At 49.7% G+C, this 23,556-nt stretch carries 23 protein-coding genes; 8 read left to right on the top strand and 15 right to left on the bottom strand.

Translation table 11 applies throughout. From position 1 onward, the window contains the following. Positions 1-154: 154 nt before the first annotated feature. Entirely contained in the window at positions 155-1,828 is a 1,674-nt protein-coding gene (locus tag ACN4EK_RS04965; protein WP_431656384.1) for an HD domain-containing phosphohydrolase, read from the bottom strand. A gap of 303 nt (positions 1,829-2,131) precedes the next feature. Between ACN4EK_RS04965 and ACN4EK_RS04960 the strand changes: the two genes are divergently transcribed. Further along, positions 2,132-3,064 (top strand): ChaN family lipoprotein, encoded by a 933-nt coding sequence (locus ACN4EK_RS04960; protein WP_431656383.1) that lies wholly within the window; start codon positions 2,132-2,134, stop codon positions 3,062-3,064. Here ACN4EK_RS04960 and pgsA read toward each other — a convergent pair. From pgsA to ACN4EK_RS04935, 5 genes are all read right to left on the bottom strand, one after another. Continuing rightward, positions 3,031-3,564 carry a CDP-diacylglycerol--glycerol-3-phosphate 3-phosphatidyltransferase gene (gene pgsA / locus ACN4EK_RS04955; RefSeq protein ID WP_431656382.1) on the bottom strand — a complete coding sequence of 178 codons (534 nt, stop codon included), beginning with the start codon at positions 3,562-3,564 and terminating at the stop codon, positions 3,031-3,033. The genes ACN4EK_RS04960 and pgsA overlap by 34 nt on opposite strands. 149 nt (positions 3,565-3,713) lie before the next feature. Continuing rightward, the gene (locus tag ACN4EK_RS04950; protein WP_431656381.1) at positions 3,714-4,442 is read right to left on the bottom strand and encodes a sugar transferase; all 729 of its coding nucleotides are present in this window, start codon (positions 4,440-4,442) and stop codon (positions 3,714-3,716) included. Between the two features lie 310 nt (positions 4,443-4,752). Next, positions 4,753-6,069, bottom strand: a complete 1,317-nt coding sequence (locus ACN4EK_RS04945) for a hypothetical protein (RefSeq protein WP_431656380.1) — start codon at positions 6,067-6,069, stop codon at positions 4,753-4,755. A 168-nt stretch (positions 6,070-6,237) separates the two neighbouring features. After that, entirely contained in the window at positions 6,238-7,227 is a 990-nt protein-coding gene (locus ACN4EK_RS04940; protein ID WP_431656379.1) for a peptidoglycan recognition protein family protein, read from the bottom strand. Between the two features lie 204 nt (positions 7,228-7,431). Next, positions 7,432-9,084, bottom strand: a complete 1,653-nt coding sequence (locus tag ACN4EK_RS04935) for an alpha-amylase family glycosyl hydrolase (RefSeq protein ID WP_431656378.1) — start codon at positions 9,082-9,084, stop codon at positions 7,432-7,434. 315 nt (positions 9,085-9,399) lie between these two features. Between ACN4EK_RS04935 and ACN4EK_RS04930 the strand changes: the two genes are divergently transcribed. Genes ACN4EK_RS04930 through ACN4EK_RS04910 form a run of 5 tightly spaced genes read left to right on the top strand, consistent with a single transcriptional unit; the run spans position 9,400 to position 15,049 of the window. Further along, positions 9,400-10,575, top strand: a complete 1,176-nt coding sequence (locus ACN4EK_RS04930; RefSeq protein ID WP_431656453.1) for a BMP family ABC transporter substrate-binding protein — start codon at positions 9,400-9,402, stop codon at positions 10,573-10,575. A gap of 5 nt (positions 10,576-10,580) precedes the next feature. Further along, positions 10,581-11,723, top strand: a complete 1,143-nt coding sequence (locus tag ACN4EK_RS04925) for an ABC transporter permease (RefSeq protein WP_431656377.1) — start codon at positions 10,581-10,583, stop codon at positions 11,721-11,723. A gap of 54 nt (positions 11,724-11,777) precedes the next feature. Then, positions 11,778-12,737, top strand: a complete 960-nt coding sequence (locus ACN4EK_RS04920; protein WP_431656376.1) for an ABC transporter permease — start codon at positions 11,778-11,780, stop codon at positions 12,735-12,737. A 52-nt stretch (positions 12,738-12,789) separates the two neighbouring features. After that, positions 12,790-14,355, top strand: a complete 1,566-nt coding sequence (locus tag ACN4EK_RS04915; protein ID WP_431656375.1) for an ABC transporter ATP-binding protein — start codon at positions 12,790-12,792, stop codon at positions 14,353-14,355. Position 14,356: 1 nt separating this feature from the next. Then, a complete protein-coding gene (locus ACN4EK_RS04910; RefSeq protein ID WP_431656374.1) occupies positions 14,357-15,049 on the top strand; it encodes a cysteine hydrolase family protein in 693 nt (230 codons plus the stop codon). A 3-nt stretch (positions 15,050-15,052) separates the two neighbouring features. Here ACN4EK_RS04910 and ACN4EK_RS04905 read toward each other — a convergent pair whose 3' ends face one another. The 4 genes from ACN4EK_RS04905 to ACN4EK_RS04890 all read right to left on the bottom strand — a co-directional run bounded on the left by ACN4EK_RS04905 (position 15,053) and on the right by ACN4EK_RS04890 (position 19,731). Beyond that, positions 15,053-16,516, bottom strand: coding sequence for a methyl-accepting chemotaxis protein (locus ACN4EK_RS04905; RefSeq protein ID WP_431656373.1), 1,464 nt, complete (start codon positions 16,514-16,516; stop codon positions 15,053-15,055). A 247-nt stretch (positions 16,517-16,763) separates the two neighbouring features. After that, positions 16,764-18,191 (bottom strand): helix-hairpin-helix domain-containing protein, encoded by a 1,428-nt coding sequence (locus ACN4EK_RS04900; protein ID WP_431656372.1) that lies wholly within the window; start codon positions 18,189-18,191, stop codon positions 16,764-16,766. Between the two features lie 26 nt (positions 18,192-18,217). After that, positions 18,218-19,042, bottom strand: a complete 825-nt coding sequence (locus tag ACN4EK_RS04895) for a PP2C family serine/threonine-protein phosphatase (protein ID WP_431656371.1) — start codon at positions 19,040-19,042, stop codon at positions 18,218-18,220. A 32-nt stretch (positions 19,043-19,074) separates the two neighbouring features. Beyond that, positions 19,075-19,731 carry a vWA domain-containing protein gene (locus ACN4EK_RS04890; protein WP_431656370.1) on the bottom strand — a complete coding sequence of 219 codons (657 nt, stop codon included), beginning with the start codon at positions 19,729-19,731 and terminating at the stop codon, positions 19,075-19,077. A 242-nt stretch (positions 19,732-19,973) separates the two neighbouring features. Between ACN4EK_RS04890 and msrB the strand changes: the two genes are divergently transcribed. Further along, positions 19,974-20,471, top strand: a complete 498-nt coding sequence (gene msrB, locus ACN4EK_RS04885) for a peptide-methionine (R)-S-oxide reductase MsrB (RefSeq protein ID WP_431656369.1) — start codon at positions 19,974-19,976, stop codon at positions 20,469-20,471. A 209-nt stretch (positions 20,472-20,680) separates the two neighbouring features. Here the strand turns inward: msrB and ACN4EK_RS04880 are convergent, their stop codons facing one another. The 4 genes from ACN4EK_RS04880 to ACN4EK_RS04865 all read right to left on the bottom strand — a co-directional run bounded on the left by ACN4EK_RS04880 (position 20,681) and on the right by ACN4EK_RS04865 (position 22,186). Next, on the bottom strand, positions 20,681-21,085 hold the full coding sequence (locus ACN4EK_RS04880; RefSeq protein WP_431656368.1) for an NIL domain-containing protein: 405 nt from the start codon (positions 21,083-21,085) through the stop codon (positions 20,681-20,683). Positions 21,086-21,236: 151 nt separating this feature from the next. Further along, positions 21,237-21,626 carry a phage holin family protein gene (locus ACN4EK_RS04875; protein WP_431656367.1) on the bottom strand — a complete coding sequence of 130 codons (390 nt, stop codon included), beginning with the start codon at positions 21,624-21,626 and terminating at the stop codon, positions 21,237-21,239. Between the two features lie 60 nt (positions 21,627-21,686). Next, complete coding sequence (locus ACN4EK_RS04870; protein ID WP_431656366.1) at positions 21,687-21,875, bottom strand: YqaE/Pmp3 family membrane protein; 189 nt, start codon at positions 21,873-21,875, stop codon at positions 21,687-21,689. A gap of 59 nt (positions 21,876-21,934) precedes the next feature. Further along, positions 21,935-22,186, bottom strand: a complete 252-nt coding sequence (locus ACN4EK_RS04865) for a YkvA family protein (protein WP_431656365.1) — start codon at positions 22,184-22,186, stop codon at positions 21,935-21,937. A gap of 165 nt (positions 22,187-22,351) precedes the next feature. Between ACN4EK_RS04865 and ACN4EK_RS04860 the strand changes: the two genes are divergently transcribed. Beyond that, positions 22,352-22,978, top strand: a complete 627-nt coding sequence (locus tag ACN4EK_RS04860; RefSeq protein ID WP_431656364.1) for a thioredoxin family protein — start codon at positions 22,352-22,354, stop codon at positions 22,976-22,978. Here ACN4EK_RS04860 and ACN4EK_RS04855 read toward each other — a convergent pair. Next, on the bottom strand, positions 22,975-23,544 hold the full coding sequence (locus ACN4EK_RS04855; protein WP_431656363.1) for an exonuclease domain-containing protein: 570 nt from the start codon (positions 23,542-23,544) through the stop codon (positions 22,975-22,977). The two genes, ACN4EK_RS04860 and ACN4EK_RS04855, sit on opposite strands and share 4 nt — an antisense overlap. Between the last annotated feature and the right edge of the window lie 12 nt (positions 23,545-23,556).

The raw sequence follows: 23,556 nt of genomic DNA, 5'->3' as shown, positions 1-23,556 counted from the left end.
CTCACCCAACAAGCGTAATCCAGATTACGAGGTTGATCAAGGGTATATTGTCAGCCGCAATACATTTGTTGATATATGACCAATCAGTTATCCATAGTTTAGCCGCTAGGACAGGGATTTAGAAGATGATTCAACATTTTTTTATTACCGATCGCTAATCTGTGAAATCATGCCCTAATACAGCGAATACCTGCCGTTGTTCGAACAAATGCACTAAGTCGGCATTGAGTTTGTTTTGATCAGCTTCCTGGTACAGAATGCGGGTTGCCGCCGTAACGGATAAGCGACGTTTATATGGACGATCGCTTGCTGTTAGAGCATCATATATATCTGCGATCGCCATGGCTTGCGATTGAATTGGAATGTCTGCCTGCTGTAATCCCTGAGGATAGCCACTGCCATCCAATTTTTCATGATGACTGTAGGCGATCGTGGGAACATCCTGAAGTTGCTTAGTCCAGGGAATTCGTTTCAGGAACTCAAAGGTATGGGTGACATGGGACTGAATCACATTGCGTTCCGCTTCAGTCAAATTCCCCCGTCGTACCATCAATTGTTCCAGTTCATCCGGGGTAATCAGGGGCTTGTAGTGTCCATCCATATCCCGATAGGTGATCCGCGCCAATTCCTGAAGCTGGGCTAATGGTTCCTCTGCCAATACCCGGGGTTCATCGGCTTCCAGTAACAATTCCCAATAGTGCTGAAGTTGCTCAATCACCTGCCCCAACTGTCGATCGAATTGGGTCAATGCCTGACAATGCTGGCAATAGGGATGGCTAACATCCGGATGCTTGCTCAAATGGTCAGGATGTTCTAACAAATATCTAAATTTAGTTTGGGCACAATCCAACTCCAGGGTGCGCTGGGCTAAGGCAAAGCGGTGCTTAACAACTTCTAGCTGTAAGGGATAGAGCTTTTTGGCTTTACCCAGAATTGCCTCTGGTACGCCAACCTTGCCAAAGTCATGCAGAAGGGCAGCATAACGAATTTCCTGCAACTGGCGATGATTAAAGGAGAACGATCTTAGGGAACCCGTTGTCACCGAGTTCACCTCTTGACTTAAGCGCACCGTCAGGTCTGCCACCCGTTCGGAATGCCCGGAGGTGCAGGGATCCCGAGCTTCAATAATTTGTACTGATGCTCGGACAAACCCTTCAAACAAATTTTCAATACTTTCCTGTAACTGGTTGCGTTCGATCGAAATAGCAGCTTGACTGGCTAGAGATTTGAGGATACGTTTTTCCCAGTCAGTGTAGGGTTGAGTTACCTCTAAGGCGTTTTTGTCAGTGACGACGATATCGGGGCGGATCTTGCGGTTGATCAGTTGGAGTACCCCGATCACATCCCCTTGCTGATTTTGCATCGGTAACACCAGCACCGATCGCGTCCGGTAGGCAAGGCTTTCATCAATACTGCGATCGATCTGGTAGGGCACATTAGCGGGAGAATCGTAAGCATCCGGCAGATTTAAACTGCGACCCGTTAATGCCACATAGCCTGCCAAACTGTTGCGAGTCAATGGCATGGCAAATTCTCGTAACGAGGTGAGCGGCTTGGAGAAGTTTTGTGCCACTTTAAACAACAGCATCGGCACTTCGCCACTATGGTCAATCAGGTAAACGCTGCCAGCATCACTCCAGGTAATCTCCCGACTTTTCGTTAAAATCAGATTCAGTAACGCTTCTAAATCATGGGTGCTAGAGAGGGCAGTGCCGATCGCTAACAACTGTTCAATAATTTCGGCGGGATCGGTGGACTCCTGCAAAGGCGATTCCGGCACATCCTCATCCGTTTCCATCATCCCGACTTCAGATTGGCGCGTCCACATGTTCCTGCAATCCCTTAATGATTCGATTTAGGCGTTTCGATAACTCATGAGCCGTCAGAAAAGTTGGAAGACCAAAATGGGGAGCCAGAACCATTTATCCCCAATCATCAAGCCAATGCCAAGCCAAACCAGTCCCACACCGCATGGCACACTCTATATCTCCTACTTTAGAGGGTTAAGTACACCATCTCCCGATGTTTGCAGTTTTGACAAAATTAGCACACCCCTAACACGGTACGCTGATTCTTCATCTCATGCTAATGAGCATAACTGAGCGATCACAGAGATTAGAAGAGGCAACCGATGGGTAATCAGCAAATCAGGCGCTACTGGGCATGGGGATTAGGGATCATTTTGTTGGCGACGCTGCCGGGATATGTCATGCCACTGTTCGCACTGGTGCGACTTGATACTACGGTGCTGAATGTCGCTCAGCAGCAACCCGAAGATCCAACTACGGTGTTGCAGCAGTTAGCGCAGGTCAACGTCATTTATTTAGGCGAAGTCCATGATCGCGCCGCCGATCATCAAGCCCAACTAGAAATTATCCAGGCATTACACCAACAGCGACCTCAGATCGCGATCGGCATGGAGATGTTTCAACGTCCCTATCAGTCAATCTTGGATCAATACCTGGCGGGGCAACTGACCGAAGCAGAATTACGCACCTTAAGCCAGTACGACCAGCGCTGGGGGTTTGACTGGGAATTTTATGCCCCAATTTTGCGGTTTGCGAAAGCCCAGGGGTTACCCGTGATTGCGTTGAATACCCCGAGCGAAATTACCCGCAAGGTATCTCGATCGGGGCTAGAGAGCTTAACCCCCGCCGAACAACAATTGATTCCGCCGCGATCGGATCTTCTGGTTGGGCCGGAGGCGTATCGGCAACGGCTTCAGCAATTTTTCACTGATATCCACCAACATGCTGGACATAGTTTTAACTTCGAGCATTTTTTCCTGGCTCAGGTGATCTGGGATGAAACGATGGCAGAGCAGATTGCCAAAACCCTCCAATCATCCCCCGATACATTAATGGTAGTGTTGGCTGGCCAGGGACACATTGCCTACGGATATGGCATTCCTGATCGGGTTGCCCGCCGCTTACAAAAGCATCGATCGTTCCAGGGCAAATTTGTCCAGCGATCGATCCTACTCAATCCCGACCCGGAACTGCGTACCCCAACCCAACCTCGCAGTGCTGACTATTTTTGGGATACCTCGGCGGGTAATAAATAGATGATGCCGGAGATCCAGGTTAAGAGGACTGACAGCCAAAACAGGATCAAAGCCGGTAATGTCCAGGCTGTGCCCAGAGGCGCAATCAGTAGAGCGATGGCCGCAATCTGACTGACGGTTTTCAGTTTGCCCCACAGATTTGCGCCCTGAATTGCAGTGCTACCTTGCAGTTTCGGGTTGACCCGCCAACCTGCGATCGTCAATTCCCGCGCCAGGATCAGAAACACGCCCCAAGCAGGCACTTGCCCCAACTCGACTAACGGGAGCAGGGGAGCAAACACCAGCAATTTATCGACCAGGGGATCTAGAAATTTGCCTAACTCTGTGACTTGATTTAAGCGACGAGCCAGATAACCATCCAGCCAATCCGTACTGGCACCAATTAAAAATAGGGTGAAGACAACCCAGCGCATGGTAGGAGTCGGAGTATCTGCCAGACCATACAAAATAAAGGGCACGACGAACAACCGTGAAACCGTAATCCAGGTAGGGAGATTCATGAACCATCTACAGAAGGTAATCTCCCTGATTTTAGGCACAAAAAAAATCGGGGAGTGAAATCATTCCCCCCGCGATTCCTCTCATGAAGTTTTACAGTCTTTATAGGATAAAGGGCAATGCCAACTTTCTACAAGGGCACAGCGATAGCTTAACAGGCTCCTTGCTTGGTTAACACAACCAAGATCGTTTTTAAAATCAGTTGCAGGTCATAGACGATCGACCATTTCTTCTGGTAGGCAACATCCATTGCCACCACATCCTCAAAGTCTACAATATTCGATCGACCATTCACCTGCCACTCCCCGGTAATCCCTGGCTTGACATTTAAGCGCTCCCAGTGATGACGCTTATATCCCATCACCTCATCAACCGTAGGGGGACGAGTGCCCACAATACTCATTTGCCCCATCAGCACATTCCAAAATTGGGGAAATTCATCCAGGCTGGTCTTCCGCAAAAACCGTCCCACCCGAGTAACACGGGGATCATGGCGATTCTTGAAAATTCCCCCTTTGGCTTCGTTATTGACCAGATGCTTCAGTTTATCGGCATCGACCACCATAGAGCGGAACTTCCAGATCCGAAACGGTTTGCCGCGATACCCACACCGAATTTGACTATAGAAAATTGGACCAGGATGATCAAACTGAGTCGCAATCAGAACCGGAATGGCAATCAAGCCGGTTAGACTCAGACCAATCAACGCACCTACAATATCAATCAATCGCTTAGTCTTGCTGGTAATCGAAGGGTGAACCTGCAACTCTGGCTTCTGGGTTGAGCGAGAAATAGCAGGTCTAATAATCGTCGATCGCTCGCGTAACGCTGAGTGCAGAGTCGGGAGCGATGGGTGAGAGGGGCGAGATGTGGTAGTCACGATTGCAACTGTTCCGCTGATGATGTGTACCTCACCCTTAACATAGGTAGATTCCCTGAGAGATGCTAGCGAAACTCAGGACATTTGCCTAATCTTTGAAAAGAGAATAGCTTTATAAAGTTTCCGTGTTTTCTGTGAAGACTTACATAAAACGAGCGGTTATAAAGCAGAGGAAGAAATTCCTGAGCGCGTTAAATTCCGCTAGAGGCAGGCGTTTATCGCCCTACTCCAGCAAAAATGCAATTTCTGACCCCACCCCTCTGTAGCAAAACCAGCCATATTGGACGTAGTATTTTTTTATACATCGGTATTATTTCTGGGGCGGCTGGACGGGGGATACCCAGGGGATCGTGAGGGTTTGCCCGATTTGTCGCGCTACGGCGGCAGCTCCGTAACGATTCAGGTGGCTGGGATCCAGGAAAAAGTCATTGCGATCGACCCACCGATCACCGAGATCATGAAAAATCAATGAACTCGATCGGGCGACGTTGCGCATATAGGCACGGAAGCGCCACTCGTAATCACTCCGCACCCCATCCAGATAGATCCGATGCAACGGCAGATTGACATACGTTAAGGGAATCTTGTGTAACTCCGCAAACCGGATCACATTTTTGAGGGCAACCGTCGTTTGCTGCCCATTCAGATTAAAGTTCCGATAGTCCCCGTCATAGCGCCCTGCCACGCGAGGATAGCGCTGGAAGTACGTCTCGGGATTGAAGCGACCTGAAACAATTTGGAATCCCAGGGCTTCTAAGTAGCTTTTAGGCTTTAAGGCTTGTGCTGTTTTGGCATGGGCTAACTCTAGATTGACCTTCTCATCATTCGCTTTTTCAGCAGCAGAGGCAGCGATCGTCTGGGGGCGAATTAAATTCCTTAATGTCGTGCTACATAAGAGGTTATTAGCAGGCTGAGGAGCCACCGAATTCCCTGGAGCTACCCGTTTGATCCGTACCTGGGGTTGGATCGTAGTGTAGCTCGGCGGCATATCAATACAGATTTGTTTAAGGTCAAAGGCATTGATCTCCGGTACTCGGGGTCGCACCCCTGCCAATAACTGCTGATGCCCAGGTGAATTGATGATCTTTTGATAGGTGTGATCAATGCGCCCATTGTTAAAAGCCCGCGAACCATCTGCCCAAATAATCAATCGAGGTAACTGATTGGGGGCGACTAGATGCCGCAGTGTCCAGTCGGTGGTTTGTGCCGTTCCCCCATTCAAACTTAAGTTAAAGATTTTCAGGTTGGGATAACCGCGTTTTGCCAGCGTCTCCTGGAGGACGAGCGGATCCACCCCTTGCAATGCCCGCGAACTGCCAACAATTAAAATATCGGGAGTCCCCTGCTCTGCCAAGTAGTTGAGATAAAGCTGCACCTGGCGATCGAACTGCTCGCTATTAAAGCTGGGAAAGGGCGAATAGGTAAACTGAGTCAGTTCAGGCGGCTGGGCAGGGGAGGGAAATGGAGCAGGTACGGGGTTTGCCGGAATGGTTATTGTGCTGGAAGCCGGATCGGGAATGACAACCTGGGCAAGTTGAGGAGCCACTTGTCGTGCGCCCACAATGCCACTGGCAGCCAATAGCCCCGCGAGAGGCGCAAACAGGAAAAACCGCGACTTCCACGACATGGGAGGTTGACTCAAAAATTTCAGCAGCTTCATCAGGTCAGTGAATGCCTCAGGAGCAGGCATAGCAAGGCATGGAGTCAGTGTAACGAGTCACGCGATCGGATTCGTTACGCTCACCCTCACCCATCCTAACGGGGTTTGATGGCAGATGGTATGCCTAACTCATCGTTACCCTTGTTGCCCGGCGCTCAGCGCTTCTGAAGGTGGCAAACACTGAATGGAAATTTCTGAGGTTCTGGGATACTGCTGTAACAAATTCATGAATCCGGCAATATCAAAACTCCGAGGGTCTAAGCGCTGACCCGAGCGATCGACAGCCTGGTGGGTCGTGATTCGTGCATCCGGTACACCCGTTTTTGCCACTAACCAGGCCAGAGATTGGTACTGCGCTGGAGTATAACCCGTATGCCGACGGGCATTATTATTCCCACTGGGCGGCGTTTCTAGCGAAACATGATAGGCAAAATTGTTCACCGACCCCGCCAGCTTCGGATTGGTTTGGATCGACTCCACGCCGTTTAGTCCCACAAAGGCAGAATTACCCGCCCCAAAGGCTCGTTTATCCGGTGGCACCAGGTAAATAATTGTGCCATCCAGGGCAATTAGGGTGTGATAGCTTGCCTGGTCAGCATCGCGGGGATGGGGAGTCCGAAACAGGTTGAGGGCACTACTGGCAGAGCCCACGGTTTCATGTAACACGACGAGTGGCTCTAGCAGCGCTGGATTACCGTTTAAGTCCTGCAAGAAGCGATCGCCGTAATTGGTTGGATCAATTAACGCCACCTCTTCTCGGGGAGTAAACCCTGTGGCTGTTGCCGTTAAGACGGTAGACGATTGTGCCCCGGGGGCAGTATCACTGGCGGGAAGCTGGCGAAACCGAGATAGGGTAGCGGCACCAGGCACTAAACTAATTGCCCGTCGCTGTTGCAACACCCAGGCAGGGGGATTGGTTTGGCGGGGGTCGGGCTGAAGCGCACAGGTGCGGGGAATTGCCTCCTCCAGGCTAGAGTTCGGCGGTGTGATCGACGTATTGGTTGGGCGACCGGGAGCCTCAAACCCAGGGGGCGCAAATTGCGCCTGTCCAGAACTCAGCGTCACAGCAAGGCTGGTTAAACATAGGGCAACCAGTATCACGGTCAGCAGAAATTTGCGTCTCATACTCCTCATCACAGCCATATTGTTCAGTGAGCGATCGCCATGCAACTGGATTCGTTCTCGCCCGGTCAGGAGGTTAATGCTGAGCTGCGATCGGGAAAAATCCAATCCCTTGAAATTATCACAGTCTGGATAGATAAATAGAGGCGTAAGCGACAACACCTCTATCAATCTGGGAGTGCTAGAGGGGTGAGACAGGTAGCAAAACTACTGCCAGACCAGGACTTTAGCTTCGTACTCGGGTAGATCAATCAGGATATTGCGATCGCCCGCTTCAATGTCGTAGTTCCCAGTCCACTCATGCCAGGTGCCATCTGCCGGGAAATTCGGTACCCGATAGCCTGCCAGGAAATTGTCGGACAGGTTAGCCACCACCACTACCCGTGAGCCTTCATCATTCCAGCGCACGTAAGCCAATACCCCTGACTCCGGATCTTCATGGAAGAAATCGATATTAGCGGTATACAACGCGTGATTGGCTTTGCGGAGGGCAATTAATCCCTTGTAATACTCGAATAAGCCGCGATTCAGATCATTACCTAACAACGTCCAATCAATTTTATTCGGCTCGATCGTCTTATATTTGCTTTCGCCAAATTCCTGTCCCATCCAGATCAAAGGCACACCCATAGCAGTCATTAATAACACCGCGCCGAGCTTGATCCGCTTGAATGCCGCTTCATCTAAAATGCCGCGATCGCCCAGGTCTGCCATGATTCGGTTGTGATCATGGTTCGACAAGTAGTTGACCACATTGGTTGCCCCCAGGAAGCCCTGACGTTTGGCATCCAAGACATCCTTTAACCGCTCTAGATCAAGGGTGTCGCCACAAATATGCTCCAGCACACAATGGTAGAAGCTGTCATGCCAGCAACCATCCATCGGCCCATCCACATTCGTAATGCTAGTGGTTTCGGGAATATGCTCGGCGACGTTATAAAACGGTTTGGTTCCCGCCGATTGTTTGACCTCCTGCACAATCCAATGCATGAAGTCATAGTTGGCAATTTGTCGGGCGGCATCATACCGAATCCCATCAATGTGATACTCTTCCACCCAAAACCGCACCGTATCGCCAATAAACCGCCGCGCCGGATAGGTATCTAGAGCCTCATCATATAACTCGTAATTAAATTCGGGACCCCAGTTATTGTCCGGATCACGCGGTTCGTGATGATACCAATAGTCATGATCAATCTGGGTCAACGGGCTAGAGGCTTCCGAGTGGTTATAGATCCCATCCATCAGCACCCGAATGCCGCGAGCGTGACATTCATCGATCAAGTGTTTTAAGTCTGCCGATGTGCCATAGCTGGATTCAGTGGCGAAGAAGTGGCGCGGATTGTAGCCCCAACTGTAGTCGCCGGGATATTCTTTCACGGGCATCAGTTCGATCGCGTTAATGCCCAACTCACAGAGGTAATCCAGCTTTTCAACCACATGCTTATACTTGCCGCGTACCTTAGGATCGGCTTCTCCCCCTGAAAAATCCGCCACATGGAGTTCATAAATGACTAACTCATGATCGGCAGGCAGGGGCTTATCGTCATGTTTCCAGACATAGGTATCGACGATCGCTTCGCCATCCTTAATCCGAATCACGCCATTTTGCGTCGGATCATCAATATCTGTAGCATAGGGATCGACAACTTCTACCCATTGATCCGGCTCGAAAAACCAGCTTTTCGACTGCACCCGAAATTTATATTGATAAACGCCATCTTCTAACTCGATCGTGGTTCTAAAAAAGCCATCATCGCCCTTTTGCATGGGGATGTCTTGCCAGTCCGAAAATGAACCAATCAAAGCGGCTCCTTTGTTATAAGGAGCAAATAGCTTAAATTCGATTGCCTTTGCCATATAGACCCCAGAGAGATGTGTGCGGCGCGATCGCCACGATGCAGCTATTGTCTGAGGTAATCCCTATTACCCGCATCTTCCTACAGGCAAGGAATTTACTTAACGAGGAATACCTCTCTTGGAAGAGTCAAATTGGGCATCCTAAGGCAGCAATTATTTAAACGGTCAAATATATCACACCAAACCCGTGTGATTTCCGATACTCTGACGAACATTTATTATAGTGAGCGCGACCTCTAACGTCACCTATCCCACTTTCAATCTCCACATAATTGCTCTGCATAATCGATCTTAGGAGAGTTCAATCCAGTGAGTATGCGTCCATCTCTGTTGATACCACGGCGACAAGTCATTCGGGGACTACTGGCAACTGCCGCCTTTGCTGCCACAAGTTCTAAATTGGTTGGGTGTAGTTCTACCAGTACAGAAGCAGGGACATCAGGCAGTACCTCTGATGCTAAACCGTTAGTCATCGGGTTTATTTATGTCGGAGCAAAAGATGATTACGGCTGGAATCAGGCGCATGCCCTCGGGGCACAGGCGATCGCCAGCCTACCAGGAGTGAAATTAGTCGAACAAGCCAGTGTCCCTGAAACTAAAGAAGTTCAAGAGGTCATGCAAAGCATGATCGAACAGGATGGGGCAAGTATTATCTTTCCAACCTCGTTTGGCTACTTCAATCCACATGTGCTCGAAATCGCCAAGCAATATCCCGATGTCCAGTTTTTCCATTGCTCTACCCTGTGGCAGGAGGGGATGCCGACAAACATTGGCAACTATTATGCCGATACAGACGAAGGGCAATATGTTGCCGGACGGATTGCGGCTCAAACGACAAAAACCGGCAAATTAGGCTTTGTGGCAGCCAAACCCGTGAATCCGGTTCTCCGCAATATCAATGGCTTCATTATGGGTGCCCGTAGCATCAAGCCCGACATTGAAATGAAAGTGATCTTTACCGGGGACTGGAATGTGCCCGTGAAGGAAGCCGAAGCCACCAACTCCCTTGCCGATCAACGGATTGATGTCGTGGGGGTGCATGTCGATAGTCCCAAAGTGGTGATTGAAACCGCCGAGCGCCGGGGGATCTTCTCCTCGGGCTACCATACCGATCAGTCGGCTTTGGCACCAAAGGGCTACCTGACGGGCACCACATTTGATTGGGGACAAATTTACAAAGAGTATATTGGAAGCCTACAGGCAGGCAAAACCGTCGCCGATGGTGGCATTCCCCGCTTTATTGAGGGCAGCTTAAAGGAAACCTATGTGAAGATGGCACCTTTTGGTGCGGCGGTGTCAGACGCTGCCAAGCAAGATGCGGAAAAGACAGCCACCCAAATTGCGGATGGCTCTTTGACCATCTATACCGGAGAGATTAAGGACAACAGTGGCAAAGTCAGGATTCCCCAAGGAACAGCTTATAAGCTGAGTGATCCTGCCCTCGACAAGATTGATTGGTTAGCGGATGGTGTTCAGGGCAGTGTGAGTTAATCATCATGCTAAGAACCACACACTGGCGAAAAACCGCCGAAGCGATCGCTATTCCGATCGCCGCTTTGCTGGTTGCCTTAATTTTGTTTGGCCTCTTTTGCGCCTTTTGCGGCAAGAATCCCCTAGAGGTCTATGGGCTGATCTATAGCTCTGCCTTTGGCAATTGGCGTGTCTTTCAAGGCACATTACTCCGGGCAGCCCCCTTGATGCTGACAGCATTATGTACTGCCCTGCCCGCCCGACTAGGGTTAATGGTCATCGGCAATGAAGGGGCATTAGTCGTCGGGGGGATCGCCGCCGTCATGACGGGATTAGTCCTATCCTATGGCAGTGTCACCCCATCTCCCGAGCAACTCCAGCAGGTGCTTGCCCTACCTCCAATCGTGGTGCAGTTGGGTATGGCGATCGGGGGGATTGTGGCGGGTGGCTTGTGGATTGCCGCCGTTGGCGCATTACGCCATTACCGCGCTGTTAATGAAACCATTAGTAGTTTGTTGATGAACTACATCGCGATCGCCCTGCTGAATCATTTAGTTGGTGGCCCGATCAAAGATCCCGGAGAGACAATCAAAGCCTCTAGCTTTGCCCTACCGGATATCAATCGCTTAGCCAACCTGCCCACCACCCGGATTCACTACGGCTTACTCTACGGCATTCTCGTTTGCATCATTGCCTACGTGCTGATTCAGCACACGACCTTCGGGTTCGCGGCTCGCACAGCAGGGGGTAATGTTAAAGCCGCGCGGATTGCTGGATTACCTGTGGGTAAACTGACCGTGATCATCTGCTTCCTGGCAGGCTCCTGTGCTGGATTAGCCGGGATGGTCGAGGTGGCGGCGGTGCATGGACGGGTGAATGAATCCCTGGTGGCAGGCTATGGCTACACCGGAATTTTGGTGGCATTTGTCGCCCGATATAACCCGATCGCCTGCACGATCGTCTCGATTTTGTTAGGCGGCATTCTCGCCAGTAGTGGGGCGCTTCAGCGTAATTTAGCCATGCCCGATGCGACGGCTCTGGTATTTCAAGGTCTGGTGTTTCTGGTCATCCTCTACAGCGATTCTCTGTATGGACGCTTACGAATATTCCAGGATCCAGTGCCCAAAGCCACTGTACCGCCAGCTTCCTCCACCACAGCGACCGCCTGATGGCTAAAGTCACTTAAATAGTCCAGCAAACGTGAGCATAGAGGAAATAAGGGTATGGCAACAGACGCGATCGGGTGGTTAAGTGTTCCGTTAGGCATTTTGGCTGGAACCCTACGGGGTAGTGCGCCATTTCTATTTGTCAGCTTAGGAGAGTGTTTAACCGAAAAAAGCGGCAAGATTAACCTGGGTCTGGAAGGCACACTATTAATGGGTGCAATGAGTGGCTATGCCATTTCTTACCTGGGGGCGACTCAATGGGGGCTATCTCCAGCCGTTTCGCCGTGGGTGGGCGTACTGGCGGCGGGATTTGCCGGAATGCTGATGGGATTGATTCATGCCTGGTTATCTCAGCAACCACGGGTAAATGATATTGCGGTTGGTATTGCCATGATTATTTTTGGCAGTGGGTTGGCGTTCTTCCTCGGTAAACCGTTTATTCAACCCCAAGCGCCACGGCTACCCGTGTTGGAATTAGGCAAGCTAATTAGCAGTTCGCCGATCGTGCAATCTGCCTTACAAATCAGTCCCCTATTTATCCTGGGAGTGCTGCTGGCTCCAGCGATGAATTGGTTTTTCAAATCCACACGTCCCGGTCTATTTGTGCGGGCAGTGGGAGATAGCCCCGATGCAGCGTTGGCAATGGGCGTGTCCGTTAAGCAAGTCAGGATGTTATGCATTATTGCTGGCAGTTTCTTAGCCGGAATTGGGGGTGCCTATTTATCGCTGGTCTATCCCGGTAGCTGGACGGAGCGGATCTCCAGTGGTCAGGGGTTGATGGCAGTGGCGCTGGTGATCTTTGCTCGCTGGAATCCGATTCAATGTCTGTGGGCTTCCTTATTTTTTGGCGGCGCTCAGGCGATCGGGCCCACCCTGCAAGCCATAGGGATTGATAAAGGGTACTACCTGTTTAATGCCGCTCCCTATGTGCTGACGTTGCTGATTATGATTTTGACCTGCTCACCGAAGAAGACCCTATCCGGTGCGCCCGGAGCCTTAGGCACGATTAACAGCTAGGCGATCGTCACGGTTTGTTGGCATACTCGCAAATTTTCCCCAGGAGGCTAAGATGGCAGAAGTTATTCCGTCAATTCACCAGGGTTCCGTGTCTGAACTTGATGCTGCGATCGCCCCACCCGACCTCGAAGTGGTCAATATGACGAAACGCTTCGGGAGCTTGGTGGCATTGGATCAGGTGTCGCTACATGTCAAACCTGGGACATTTCATGCCCTCCTGGGCGAGAATGGCGCGGGCAAAAGTACCCTGGTGAAGTGCATGATGGGGTTTTACCGCCCCGATCATGGTGATATCGTGATTGGTAAACGATCGCGGACGATCGCCTGTCCTCGCGATGCCCATCACTACGGGATTGGCATGGTGTACCAACATTTCACCTCCGTCCCTGCTATGACCGTGGCTGAGAATTTAGTCATGTCCCGGTTTGATACCGCTACTGTGATCAACTGGAAGCAGGAGATGGTAGCACTCCAGACGTTTATGGAGACAGCGCCGTTCAAACTACCGCTAGACACCTTAGTCGGACAACTCGCAGCTGGAGAGAAGCAAAAGTTAGAAATCCTCAAGCAACTGTATTTGCATAGCAAGATTTTGATTCTGGATGAACCCACGTCAGTATTGACTCCCAGCGAAGCCGATGAAGTGTTGGGCTTAATCCGCGAGCAAGTGACCGATGGCAAGTTAAGTGTGTTGCTGATCAGCCACAAGTTTCGGGAAGTCACCTCATTCTGTGATGAAATTACGGTACTCCGGAAAGGGAAGTTTGCCGGAACGGGTCGAGTCGATGCCCTGACGGTGGCAGACATGGCAGAGATGATGATGGGCGAGAAACGGGAACCCCAACCCGTCGAAAAGGTTGCCCCAACTGAAGTTGTGCCCGTCCTACAACTAAAAGATCTCCATGCCAATAAGGACAATGGGTTAGAGGCGGTACATGGTGTAAATTTAACGGTGCATCGAGGGGAGATCGTGGGCATTGCCGGAATTTCGGGCAACGGACAACGGGAATTGGTAGAAGTGCTGGCAGGTCAGCGATCGGCAACGAACGGTCAGGTCCGCGTCAACGGCGACTCCTATGCCGCCACCCGGAAGCAGATTAATCAACATCGGGTGTTTGTTTTACCCGAAGAACCATTAAAAAATGCCTGTGTTCCCCACATGAGCGTGGCAGAAAATTTGGCATTACGCACCTTCGATCGCTCACCCCAAGCTCAAGGACCGATGGTAATCTTTAAAGCAATTCGGCAAATGGCGGAACGGTTAATCGACACGTTTAAGATTAAAACGCCGACACCGGAAACACCCGTGGGTAACTTATCGGGCGGTAATGTGCAGCGCACCGTATTAGCGCGAGAATTATCCGCCGAACAGATTAACTTACTGATTGCCGCTAATCCTTGTTTCGGTTTAGATTTCGCCATGGTGGATTATATTCACGGACAGATTCTTGCCGCTCGCAACCGGGGGGTAGCGGTCTTACTGGTGAGCGAAGATTTAGATGAGCTATTGAAGCTCTCGGATCGCATTATCGTTATGAGTGGGGGCAAGTTTGCCTACGAAAGTCCGATCGAGGAAGCTGACTTTGCGGCGATCAGTCACGCGATGGCAGGACACTAACATGATCAGTATTGCCGCAAAACCCTACGAATATGAACTGCCTGATTCCAGTCAGGTCGCTCTGATTGTGATTGATATGCAGCGCGATTTTTTAGAACCCGGTGGCTTTGGCGATGTGTTAGGCAATGATGTGCAGCGTTTACAGGCGATCGTGCCCACCCTAAAGCAATTACTCGACGGCTGTCGTGCTTTAGGATTACCGATTTTTCACACTGTAGAAGGTCACAAACCCGATCTATCGGATTGCCCACCTGCCAAACGCCAACGGGGACGGGGTAGTTTGACGATCGGGGATCAGGGCAGTATGGGACGGATTTTGATTTTGGGAGAACCGGGCAATAACATCATTCCCGAACTGGCTCCCTTACCGGGAGAACCACTGATTCCTAAACCGGGCAAAGGCGCATTCTACAACACCAATTTAGAAGCATTACTCAAAGCTCAAAATATTACGCACCTGCTGATTACCGGAGTGACCACCGAAGTGTGTGTGCAAACCACCATGCGCGAAGCCAACGATCGTGGCTATGAATGCCTGATGGTAGAGGATGCCACAGAAAGTTACTTTCCAGAATTCAAACAAGCCACGTTAGACATGGTGTGTGCCCAAGGCGGCATTGTCGGTTGGACAGCCAACACAGAACAGGTTTTACAGGGCTTAAACCAATGGCAAGCCGCTAAGGTAGGAGTCTAGTCGCTAGATTGTAGCGCGTAAATCCTGGGCGGCTGTGTTCAGTTGATGGGTACTGACTCGGGTTTGGCTAATGCCACTCGCCGTATCGCGGGCAACAGCATTCAAGGCAGTCATCGCCTGAACCACCTGCTCCACTCCCATTGCCTGTTGCTGCGTATTCAGCGAAATTTGTTGCACATTGGTGACAATATTGTGAATTGCCGCCGTGACATTACTAAACACATCCGCCGTTTGTTGCGTAATTTGTGTCCCTCGCTCAACCGCCTTCGAGTTTTCATCCGTGACCATGACCGTGGAATTAATCGCCACCTGCACATCACTGACTAAGCCATTGATCTTTTCGGCCGATCGCTTACTTTGATCTGCCAGTTTACGAATTTCTGAAGCCACCACAGCAAACCCTTTACCATGCTCACCCGCCCGCACCGCTTCCACTGCCGCATTTAACGCCAGCATATTGGTTTGGTTTGCCAGATCCGCCACCAGACCAGAAATCATGCCGATTTGATTCGTTTGTTCGCTCAGGCGCACAATTTGGTCTGCCACGGCATTGACTCGAACCGTCAGCGTTCCCATATTATCTAAAGTATGGTTGACCGCCTGATTACCTTGCCCAACTAAGGTCAAAATCTGTTGCGCTCCTACCACCGCCGTTTCCGCCTGCTGCGCCGATAGCTGTGCGGCGGCATTGAGTTGATCCATCGTTGTGGTAGTTTCATTCACAGAACTCGATTGTTGGATTGCGGCCCGTTCCTGTTGTTCAACGGTAGCGGCAATTTCCGAGGACGAAGCCGCAATGTTCGCCGCAATTTCGTTGATCTGGTTCGCAATTTGGGAGGCAAGCCAGAAGCCAATTATGATCGCCAGAACGATCGCTGCTAGTGTTCCTAAAATAGCGGTAATCACCAACGATTGGATGGCGGCGGCGGCTTCTTGATCGCGTTCAATCTGTAACTCATCTTCTGTTGTATTTAATTCCCGAAAAACCTCACTAGCCTGCTCAACCAATCCAAAAGCTTTGCCCCGACTAAATTCCTGGAACACAGCCTGATGATTCCCCTGTTGTGTCCAGTTAATCAGTTTCAAATTAACTTGATAGATTTCTTGTCCTAGATCTTTTAATTGTTGCAATCGTTGTTGCTGTTCAGGAGCCGAAAATTGCACGAGGGATTCTAAGGACTGAATTAACTGATTATAATCACGCACACTATCTTGATACTCTTGAATGAAGCGAGCATCCTTAGTCAACAAATAAGTTCTAATCATTGACTGGCGTTTATATAACATTAATTCCAGACGATCGCTCTGTTTTACCAGCAACCATCCTTGTTCAGTAATTGCCGCTTGTTGCTCAACTTTTTTCGCATTCACAATGACTACTGTCGTAGCTGCGATCGTCAAAGCCAGGGGAATGCCGTAGCCAATTAAAATGCGATCTCTGAGTTTCAAACGATTAAAATTAAACATTGTGATAGCGCTCCGAGTCACCAAAACTGATCAGATTTAGTAAGCCCTGATCTGCCTCACAATGAATCTCTTAATCGGGGAACCGACAAGAAAGTTTAGATTCAAGTAGTGATCAATGAATCTTTTTTTGATGGACGAAGCATCAATTGAGAATCATCAATACATCAGTTAACAGTCATTGGTTTTCCCAATTCTATCTTCATTAGTTCCTCATGGTTTCATGCTTCAATCCTGGTTGAGGAAGGCATTAAAAATTTTGGTGTTCGGTGACTTTCAACAGGAAATAGCCCACGCCCACTAAGCCTAAACACAACATAATACCGACGATCGTTAATTGAATTTCGGCGGTATCCATTTGAGAACGGCTAAGAAATGCCAATAAACCAAACGTGGCGGCAATCACTGCGATCGCTCCAGCCGCCGTTCCAACCCTTCCCCAATCAATCGATCGCTGTAAGGGCGGTTGCATGGTGGCTCCATAAGGTTGCCATTGAGCGCTATTAGAGATAGGTGGCAGAGAAGCCGGAAACAATGATCCGGTTATTGATTGAGGTAATGTAGAGGATTTGGAGCGCGATCGGCGCAGTTTAACTGCAAGCGGCTGAGTCGCGGCATGGATCTTCGCCCGTTGCTGTTTAATTAAGCGCTGCATTGCCGTGGGGGGAGCGGGAAAAACATCGACACCTAGTTTTGCCTTCCGCTCACACCAGTAACACTTACCGTAAGCGTGACTGTAGTGATGTAATCTAACTTTTCTACAGGGTTGTAATTCGGCGATCGCCAGTTTTAACGCCTGTAACCATTCCGTTGGGGTCGGTCGTAATTCTGGTTGGCGATGTCCTTGATTAAAGCAACGTAAAAAGTAACGGCGTAATTCTGGATGTACTGTTTTTAATGGGACTGTCAGCAGTCCAGGTTGAATTAAGCTATTGGGAGCATACGCCCACCACCCTTGCCGAAGTAACTCCGTAGGTAAGGGAGACTCACCCGTACCAATCCATTTGCCCTTAAATGGATAATCACCAAACAACAACAAATAAATAATTACTGCCAACCGAAAGCGATCGTGTTCCGGCGTTTGTTCCACATATTCCAAATCTTTGCCTAACAACTCCGGTGGTGTAAACCCTTCGGAACCGACTAAACAGCGATAGAGGATGCCATTTACCGGATCGCGTACCTGGAAAGAATCCGTATCGATGATGGCGGGTAAGGCTCGATTATTCACCAAAATATTCTGGGGTTTAATATCACCAATCACATATCCGGCGCGGTGAATCGCTGCCACGATCGAGGCAATATTTGCCGCCGTCACATGCAAATAGCGCCAATCAAATCCCGGTAACACTTTTTGTCGTTGCTGGGGATTATACACCCCCAACAAATCCACACTATCGGCAATTTTCGGCATCAAGAAACCAACTGCCCTACCACTAGCATCATGCAGCAGCGCCTGTGGCCAGGCAAACGAAATATGGCTAAGTTTGGCATTCGGATCACGGGGAGGATGGGCAATCATTACCTGCAACTTGGCGATCCGGGCAGGGGTAGGATGATGATAAATTTTTGCTAAGCGATCGTCGAATTGGGTTTGCCAAACCTCGCCCTCTCCACTACTGGCAATACAGTGAAGTAATGTAATCGCTTGATCGGTGCTAGTAGTGAGAGTTTTCATGGTGCCGTGAGAGTGAGTTGAAATATTTAGTTGTGAATCGTTGACTCGTCAACATGCGCTTGACTGTGATCATACAGACAGAGCAACACGGTCTTATCGTCATCTGTGCGCTGATTCAGGCGATCGGACTCCAGAAATGCCACCAGATAATCGTCTTCCTGGTTGGGATCAGCCGTCTCTTGCATGTATTCTTCTAGGGGCTGAAAGAAGGGGGGAAACGCCGTCCAATCACTTAAGCGAATGGCAACTTTCTCCAAGCCATCCGTCGCTGCACAAATGAACGAGGCGGGTTCTGCCAAAACTTGAATCTGCATGTCTACTAATGCGGCGGTCGAGGTGACAAAAGTAGTTTGATTGGCATATTCTCCTTTATGCGGTTGAAATAGCAGACGATAGGGTTGATCGGGCGTTCGCACCACAATAAATCCATCCCCAATTTGCATGGCGGCTAACCAATCGGGAGTGGCGATAAAGGCTAACAGAGTACAGGCTAAGTCATCAATATCCCAGTGGTTGCGATCGGCAGTCTGTTGTAGCACAGATACCACCTGCTCAACAACTTTCGTAAACAGATTCTGTGCCAGTTGATCTGACGGTCGCTGCCCAAAGGCCTGCCAGGACAGATGACGCTGGCGTTGTAACCATGTCTCGGTACGGGCAAGGAAATCGAGGGCAGTCGTCACCGCCACCGTTGCCCCTACATCAGCATATTTGGCACTGCCCGCCCCATCGGCAACCACTCCCATCACCACTTCCCCCAAGACTCGATCGCCGCCATAATCCTGGCAGGGTAAATTCATGGTTTGATGCAAGGTGCCGATCGCTGAGCGGGTAATCGTTTTCCAGGACACAACTCAACCTTAAACAAAACAAAACAGCAGAATCAGGTGGCAATTTGTGCCCAACCGACCGGTGGCAGCGCGATCGCTTCTCCAACTTTGCCACTGGAGACACGCTTCATCGAGGTACTGAGCCAGATAAACAGTGATTTGAAATCTAAGCCTTGGAGTAAAGCCGGGGGGCGATCTGGAGGCGCAATTTGTTTCAAGGTTTCTAAATCAACGCCTTCCACGCCAACGGCAAAGAAACAGAATTTTCGCTGACCTTCACCCTGGCGAATTCGTTGGGCAGCATTTTGCCAACTATCGGTTGGCGCACCATCCGTGATCAAGAAAATCCAGGGACGATAGTATTGGACACCGTGACCTTTATAGATTTCTTTCCGACCTTCCAATAAATTTAAGCCGTACTCGATCGCTTCTCCCATCGGGGTATAGCCATCAGCGACCAATTCCGGCACTTGCAGGCGATCGATCGTGGCAAAATCCTGAGCTAACTGCACCGGCCCAAAGGTCACGATCGCTACTTCTACCGTCAAGGCCGCTTTGGTATCCTTTTGAATCTCCTCCTTAAAAATTTGCACTCCTCGCCGCAGTTCTTCGATCGGTTTTCCTGCCATTGAAGTCGAAGTATCCAGTAAAAGCACCACTGGACAACGGTTTTCTGGATTTTCTACAAATTCAGGTAAACCTACAGGCATCGCAGGAACCTCCCAACGCTCAAATTCAAATCTCCCAATTTTAGAGCCTGTTCCGTTTTTTACAACCGGGGAGACTAAGTATTTTTAGGTTTTTGAGCATTAATTGCTGAAAGCCTTTTACAGCCTTATTTCCAGCTTCTCATTTACCTTTAATCTGTCACTCAGTTCTATTTGGGATTGCCAAATCATACTGTGAGTGGCGAAGAAACCACGATCCATTTCATAATGGATTGTAAAGGAGTATGAAGAGACGCGTGTTTTTAGGGATAGGGGTTGCGATCGCGATCGTGGCTTACAGTTCCCGTAATTTCCTCAGGAGAAATAATCTGATGACATCGGCAGATCAAAAATTTGAAGTGACGAAAACCGAAGCTGAATGGAAGGAAGTTCTGACTCCAGAGCAGTTTCAGGTCTTGCGTAAACATGGCACCGAACGGGCAGGCACCAGTCCTCTGGATAAAAACTATACCGAGGGGACTTATACCTGTGCCGGGTGCGGTTTACCCTTGTTTTCCTCAGAAACGAAATTTAATAGTGGTACCGGCTGGCCTAGCTTCTATGCCCCCCTGGAGGATGCGATCGCTACGACGACGGATCGATCGTTCTTTATGACCCGGGTGGAAGTTCACTGCCGTCGCTGTGGTGGGCATTTGGGGCATGTATTTAACGATGGGCCGCAACCCACAGGTCAACGCTATTGCATGAATGGCGTTTCGCTGAATTTTGTGGAGAAATCATAGGACGCTTACAGCCGTTTTCACCCCCCTAGCCCCCCAATTCTGGGGGGAAAAGAGTTTTCAAAGTCCCCCAGAATATAGCCTGACGGCATCGTAGAAAGGGGGATTTAGGGGGCTAGAAGGTAGCAATATAGGCAAAACTGCCCAAGGACGGCTTGGTTTTTGTTGAATCAGCAATCAGATTTCCTCCCTACAAAAGCCGATTTGTGGAGTTAAAGGTTGGTGGAAATCGCCTGCACTGGACAGGTCGGAATACACTGCTCGCAAACAATACAGCGCGATCGCGTAAAGGTTAGCTTAAAGGATTCGGGATCGAGGCTGAGGGCTTCCGTGGGACACACTCCGGTACAGAGTCCACAGTGAACGCAAACCTCCTCATCGATCAGAATTTCGCGGCTGGCTAGGGAAACCCCAATATCCTGCGATCGCATCCACTCGATCGCGGCATCTAATTCATCAATGTCGCCCAACAGTTCTACCACCAACTTACCAATCTGGTTGGGGGCAACCTGGGCACGAATAATATTTGCCGCCACGTTAAAATCTTTTGCCAATCGGTAAGTGACGGGCATGTGTACCGATCGTTTGGGAAAGGTTAAAGTAACTCGCTTTTTCACACGCTTGCATGATTAATCCACCACCTCGATTGTAGAGAGGATTGCCAGAGAGTGGCGTGATTAATGATCAGTAGAAACTAAACAAGACAAAACGAACGCATCTCTGACAGAAACGCGCTCGCAAGATCCAGCTATTGATTGTGATCAGAGCTTATTGGTTGCTAGCTTCGATCGCAGTTGAATTGCGTCCAGATAACAAACCTTTCTCATTAAAGTAACGATTGAGGAAAGTGCTGGCAAACGATAGGACGATCGGCCCCAGGATCAGAGCCAATAGCCCATGAACGGCAAACCCAGGAACCAGCAAGGAGGCTAACCAGAAACAGATGCCATTCACCACCAGAGAGAAGGCTCCAAGGGTGAGGAAGTTAATCGGTAGCGATAAAAACGATAGCACTGGTTTGATGGAGCCGTTGACTAACCCAATCGAAACACCGGCTAGTAGTGCGGCGGGAAAGGTGGCGATCGTCACGCCTGGGATCAGCAAATCAACCACCAGTAAGCTTAAAGCAGTGATTAATGTCGTTAAGAAATATCCCATCATGTTGTCCTCCCTAAATGAGGTAAAAAGTGAATTATGAAGTGGCTAAACCGAGCCGACTTAGACAGTGCCAGGTTGGTTGAGCTTTTCGTCGTGTTTCGCGATCGCCCAAACGGCATGAATGCTGCCAGGAACCCAACCAAGAACCGTTAACAAGATGTTGATTAGCAGCGTGGCACTGATCCCATAGGTGAGAAATACACCCAGTGGGGGAACCAGAATACCTAAGGCATATCGAAGTAGTTTCATGGAGTTTCTCCTTGGTAAATCACAGGATGTTGATTGAAGACTGGATAATTGGGCGATCGCTAACTAACGCTAACCGCTTTCTTTTGTTTACGGGCTTTGCGTTGCTCTAGCACCGCCTGAGAAATTTCTGTCACTAATAATGTGGCAACGACACCATCATCCAACCAGCCAATCACAGGGATGACATCGGTCACTAAATCGATCGGGCTAAGGAGATATAACAAACTAGCGCCAACAACCACCCAACGATATTTAGAATTCCGCAGCACAGTGCGATACAAGTTATAAAGCGGTTGGATGAAGAACTTCATTGCAGGTGTCCTTGAATGTCACACCATCATCCTGACAGATGCCTTAAAAAACCTCTGGTGTAGAAAACCCGCCGATCTGTCGTAATAGTCCCCCCGGTAGTGAGGGGAACCGATCCGATTGGGAAGACATCCCTATCCCGCCAAGAATCGGTACACTGAAGAGTGATGTCATCCTTGGTCAGCCAGCCTATGTCGGAAGAGTCCACTAAACCCCCAATCACACCCTCAACGCCACCAGAGTCCTTAGTGAGTCAGCGAGTCCGCAATATTGTGATTGCCATCGTTGCGATCGCTCTTAGTATTTCGGTGTTTCTCGGATTTGGGACGGAAACCGGATCAGGATTATTGACTGAAATGGCAGAAACATCCGTCCCATTCAATGTCGCCTTAAGTAACGGTAAACCGACGTTAATGGAGTTTTACGCCAACTGGTGTACAAGTTGTCAGGCAATGGCTCCCGACTTACAAGCGCTGAAACAGCAGTATGGCGATCGCGTCAACTTCGTGATGCTGAATGTGGATAACAGCAAGTGGTTGCCCGAAATTCTCTCCTATCGCGTCGATGGCATTCCGCATTTTGTGTTTTTAGGCAAGGATGGCAAGGATATTGCCCAGGCGATCGGTGAACAACCGCGATCGATTATGGAAGCGAATCTCGTGGCGCTGACCACTGGCGACGAGTTACCTTACGCCCAGGCAAGCGGTCAAACTTCAGCATTTGCGGCTCCTGTCAGCACGCCCAAAGCCAGTGCTAGCGATCCCCGTAGTCATGGCAGCCAGGTCGTGAATTAACGATCGATCTGTTTAATACCTAGGGAATAGGGCAGCAGTTTGGCAATATTCCGGGCATCATCAATGCCTCGATGATGTGTGCCTTCGAGCGTGATGCCAACTCGTTCTAAGGCTTCTGCCATGCCATATCGTTGATTAGCCGTTTGGTGTCTGGCAAAGCCTTGTTTCAGGTTGATATGCTCGGCAGGGAAGGGGTAGGGAATTTGATGATATTGGCTATCCTGCTGGAATTGCTTGCGATCGTAGTCGCCCCAAGAGGCAAACACATAATTGGGATAAGCTGACAGCCAGGATTGCAGGCGGGCGATCGCGGCTGGATAGCTGGGAGCCTGATCGACTTGGGCTTGGGTGATGGTGGTTAACTCACAACAGAAGGTGGTTAATTGCGGATGACGCACGGGACGAATAAAGGTTTGAAATTCATCCACGATCGTCAGTGATTGAGTTGCCACTATCACCGCCCCAATTTCGATAATTTCCATTTCATTCCGAGGAAACTCATCTTGCCTACAGCAAGTCGCTTCCAAATCAATCACTAAAATGTAACTGTACTGTGTCAAATTCATTGCATTTTTACC

The sequence above is a fragment of the Pantanalinema rosaneae CENA516 genome, from assembly GCF_050753385.1.
Lineage (GTDB): Bacteria > Cyanobacteriota > Cyanobacteriia > Leptolyngbyales > Leptolyngbyaceae > Pantanalinema > Pantanalinema rosaneae.
The sequence above is the reverse complement of the archived record's forward strand: the minus strand, read 5'-3'. Positions and strand labels throughout refer to the sequence as shown.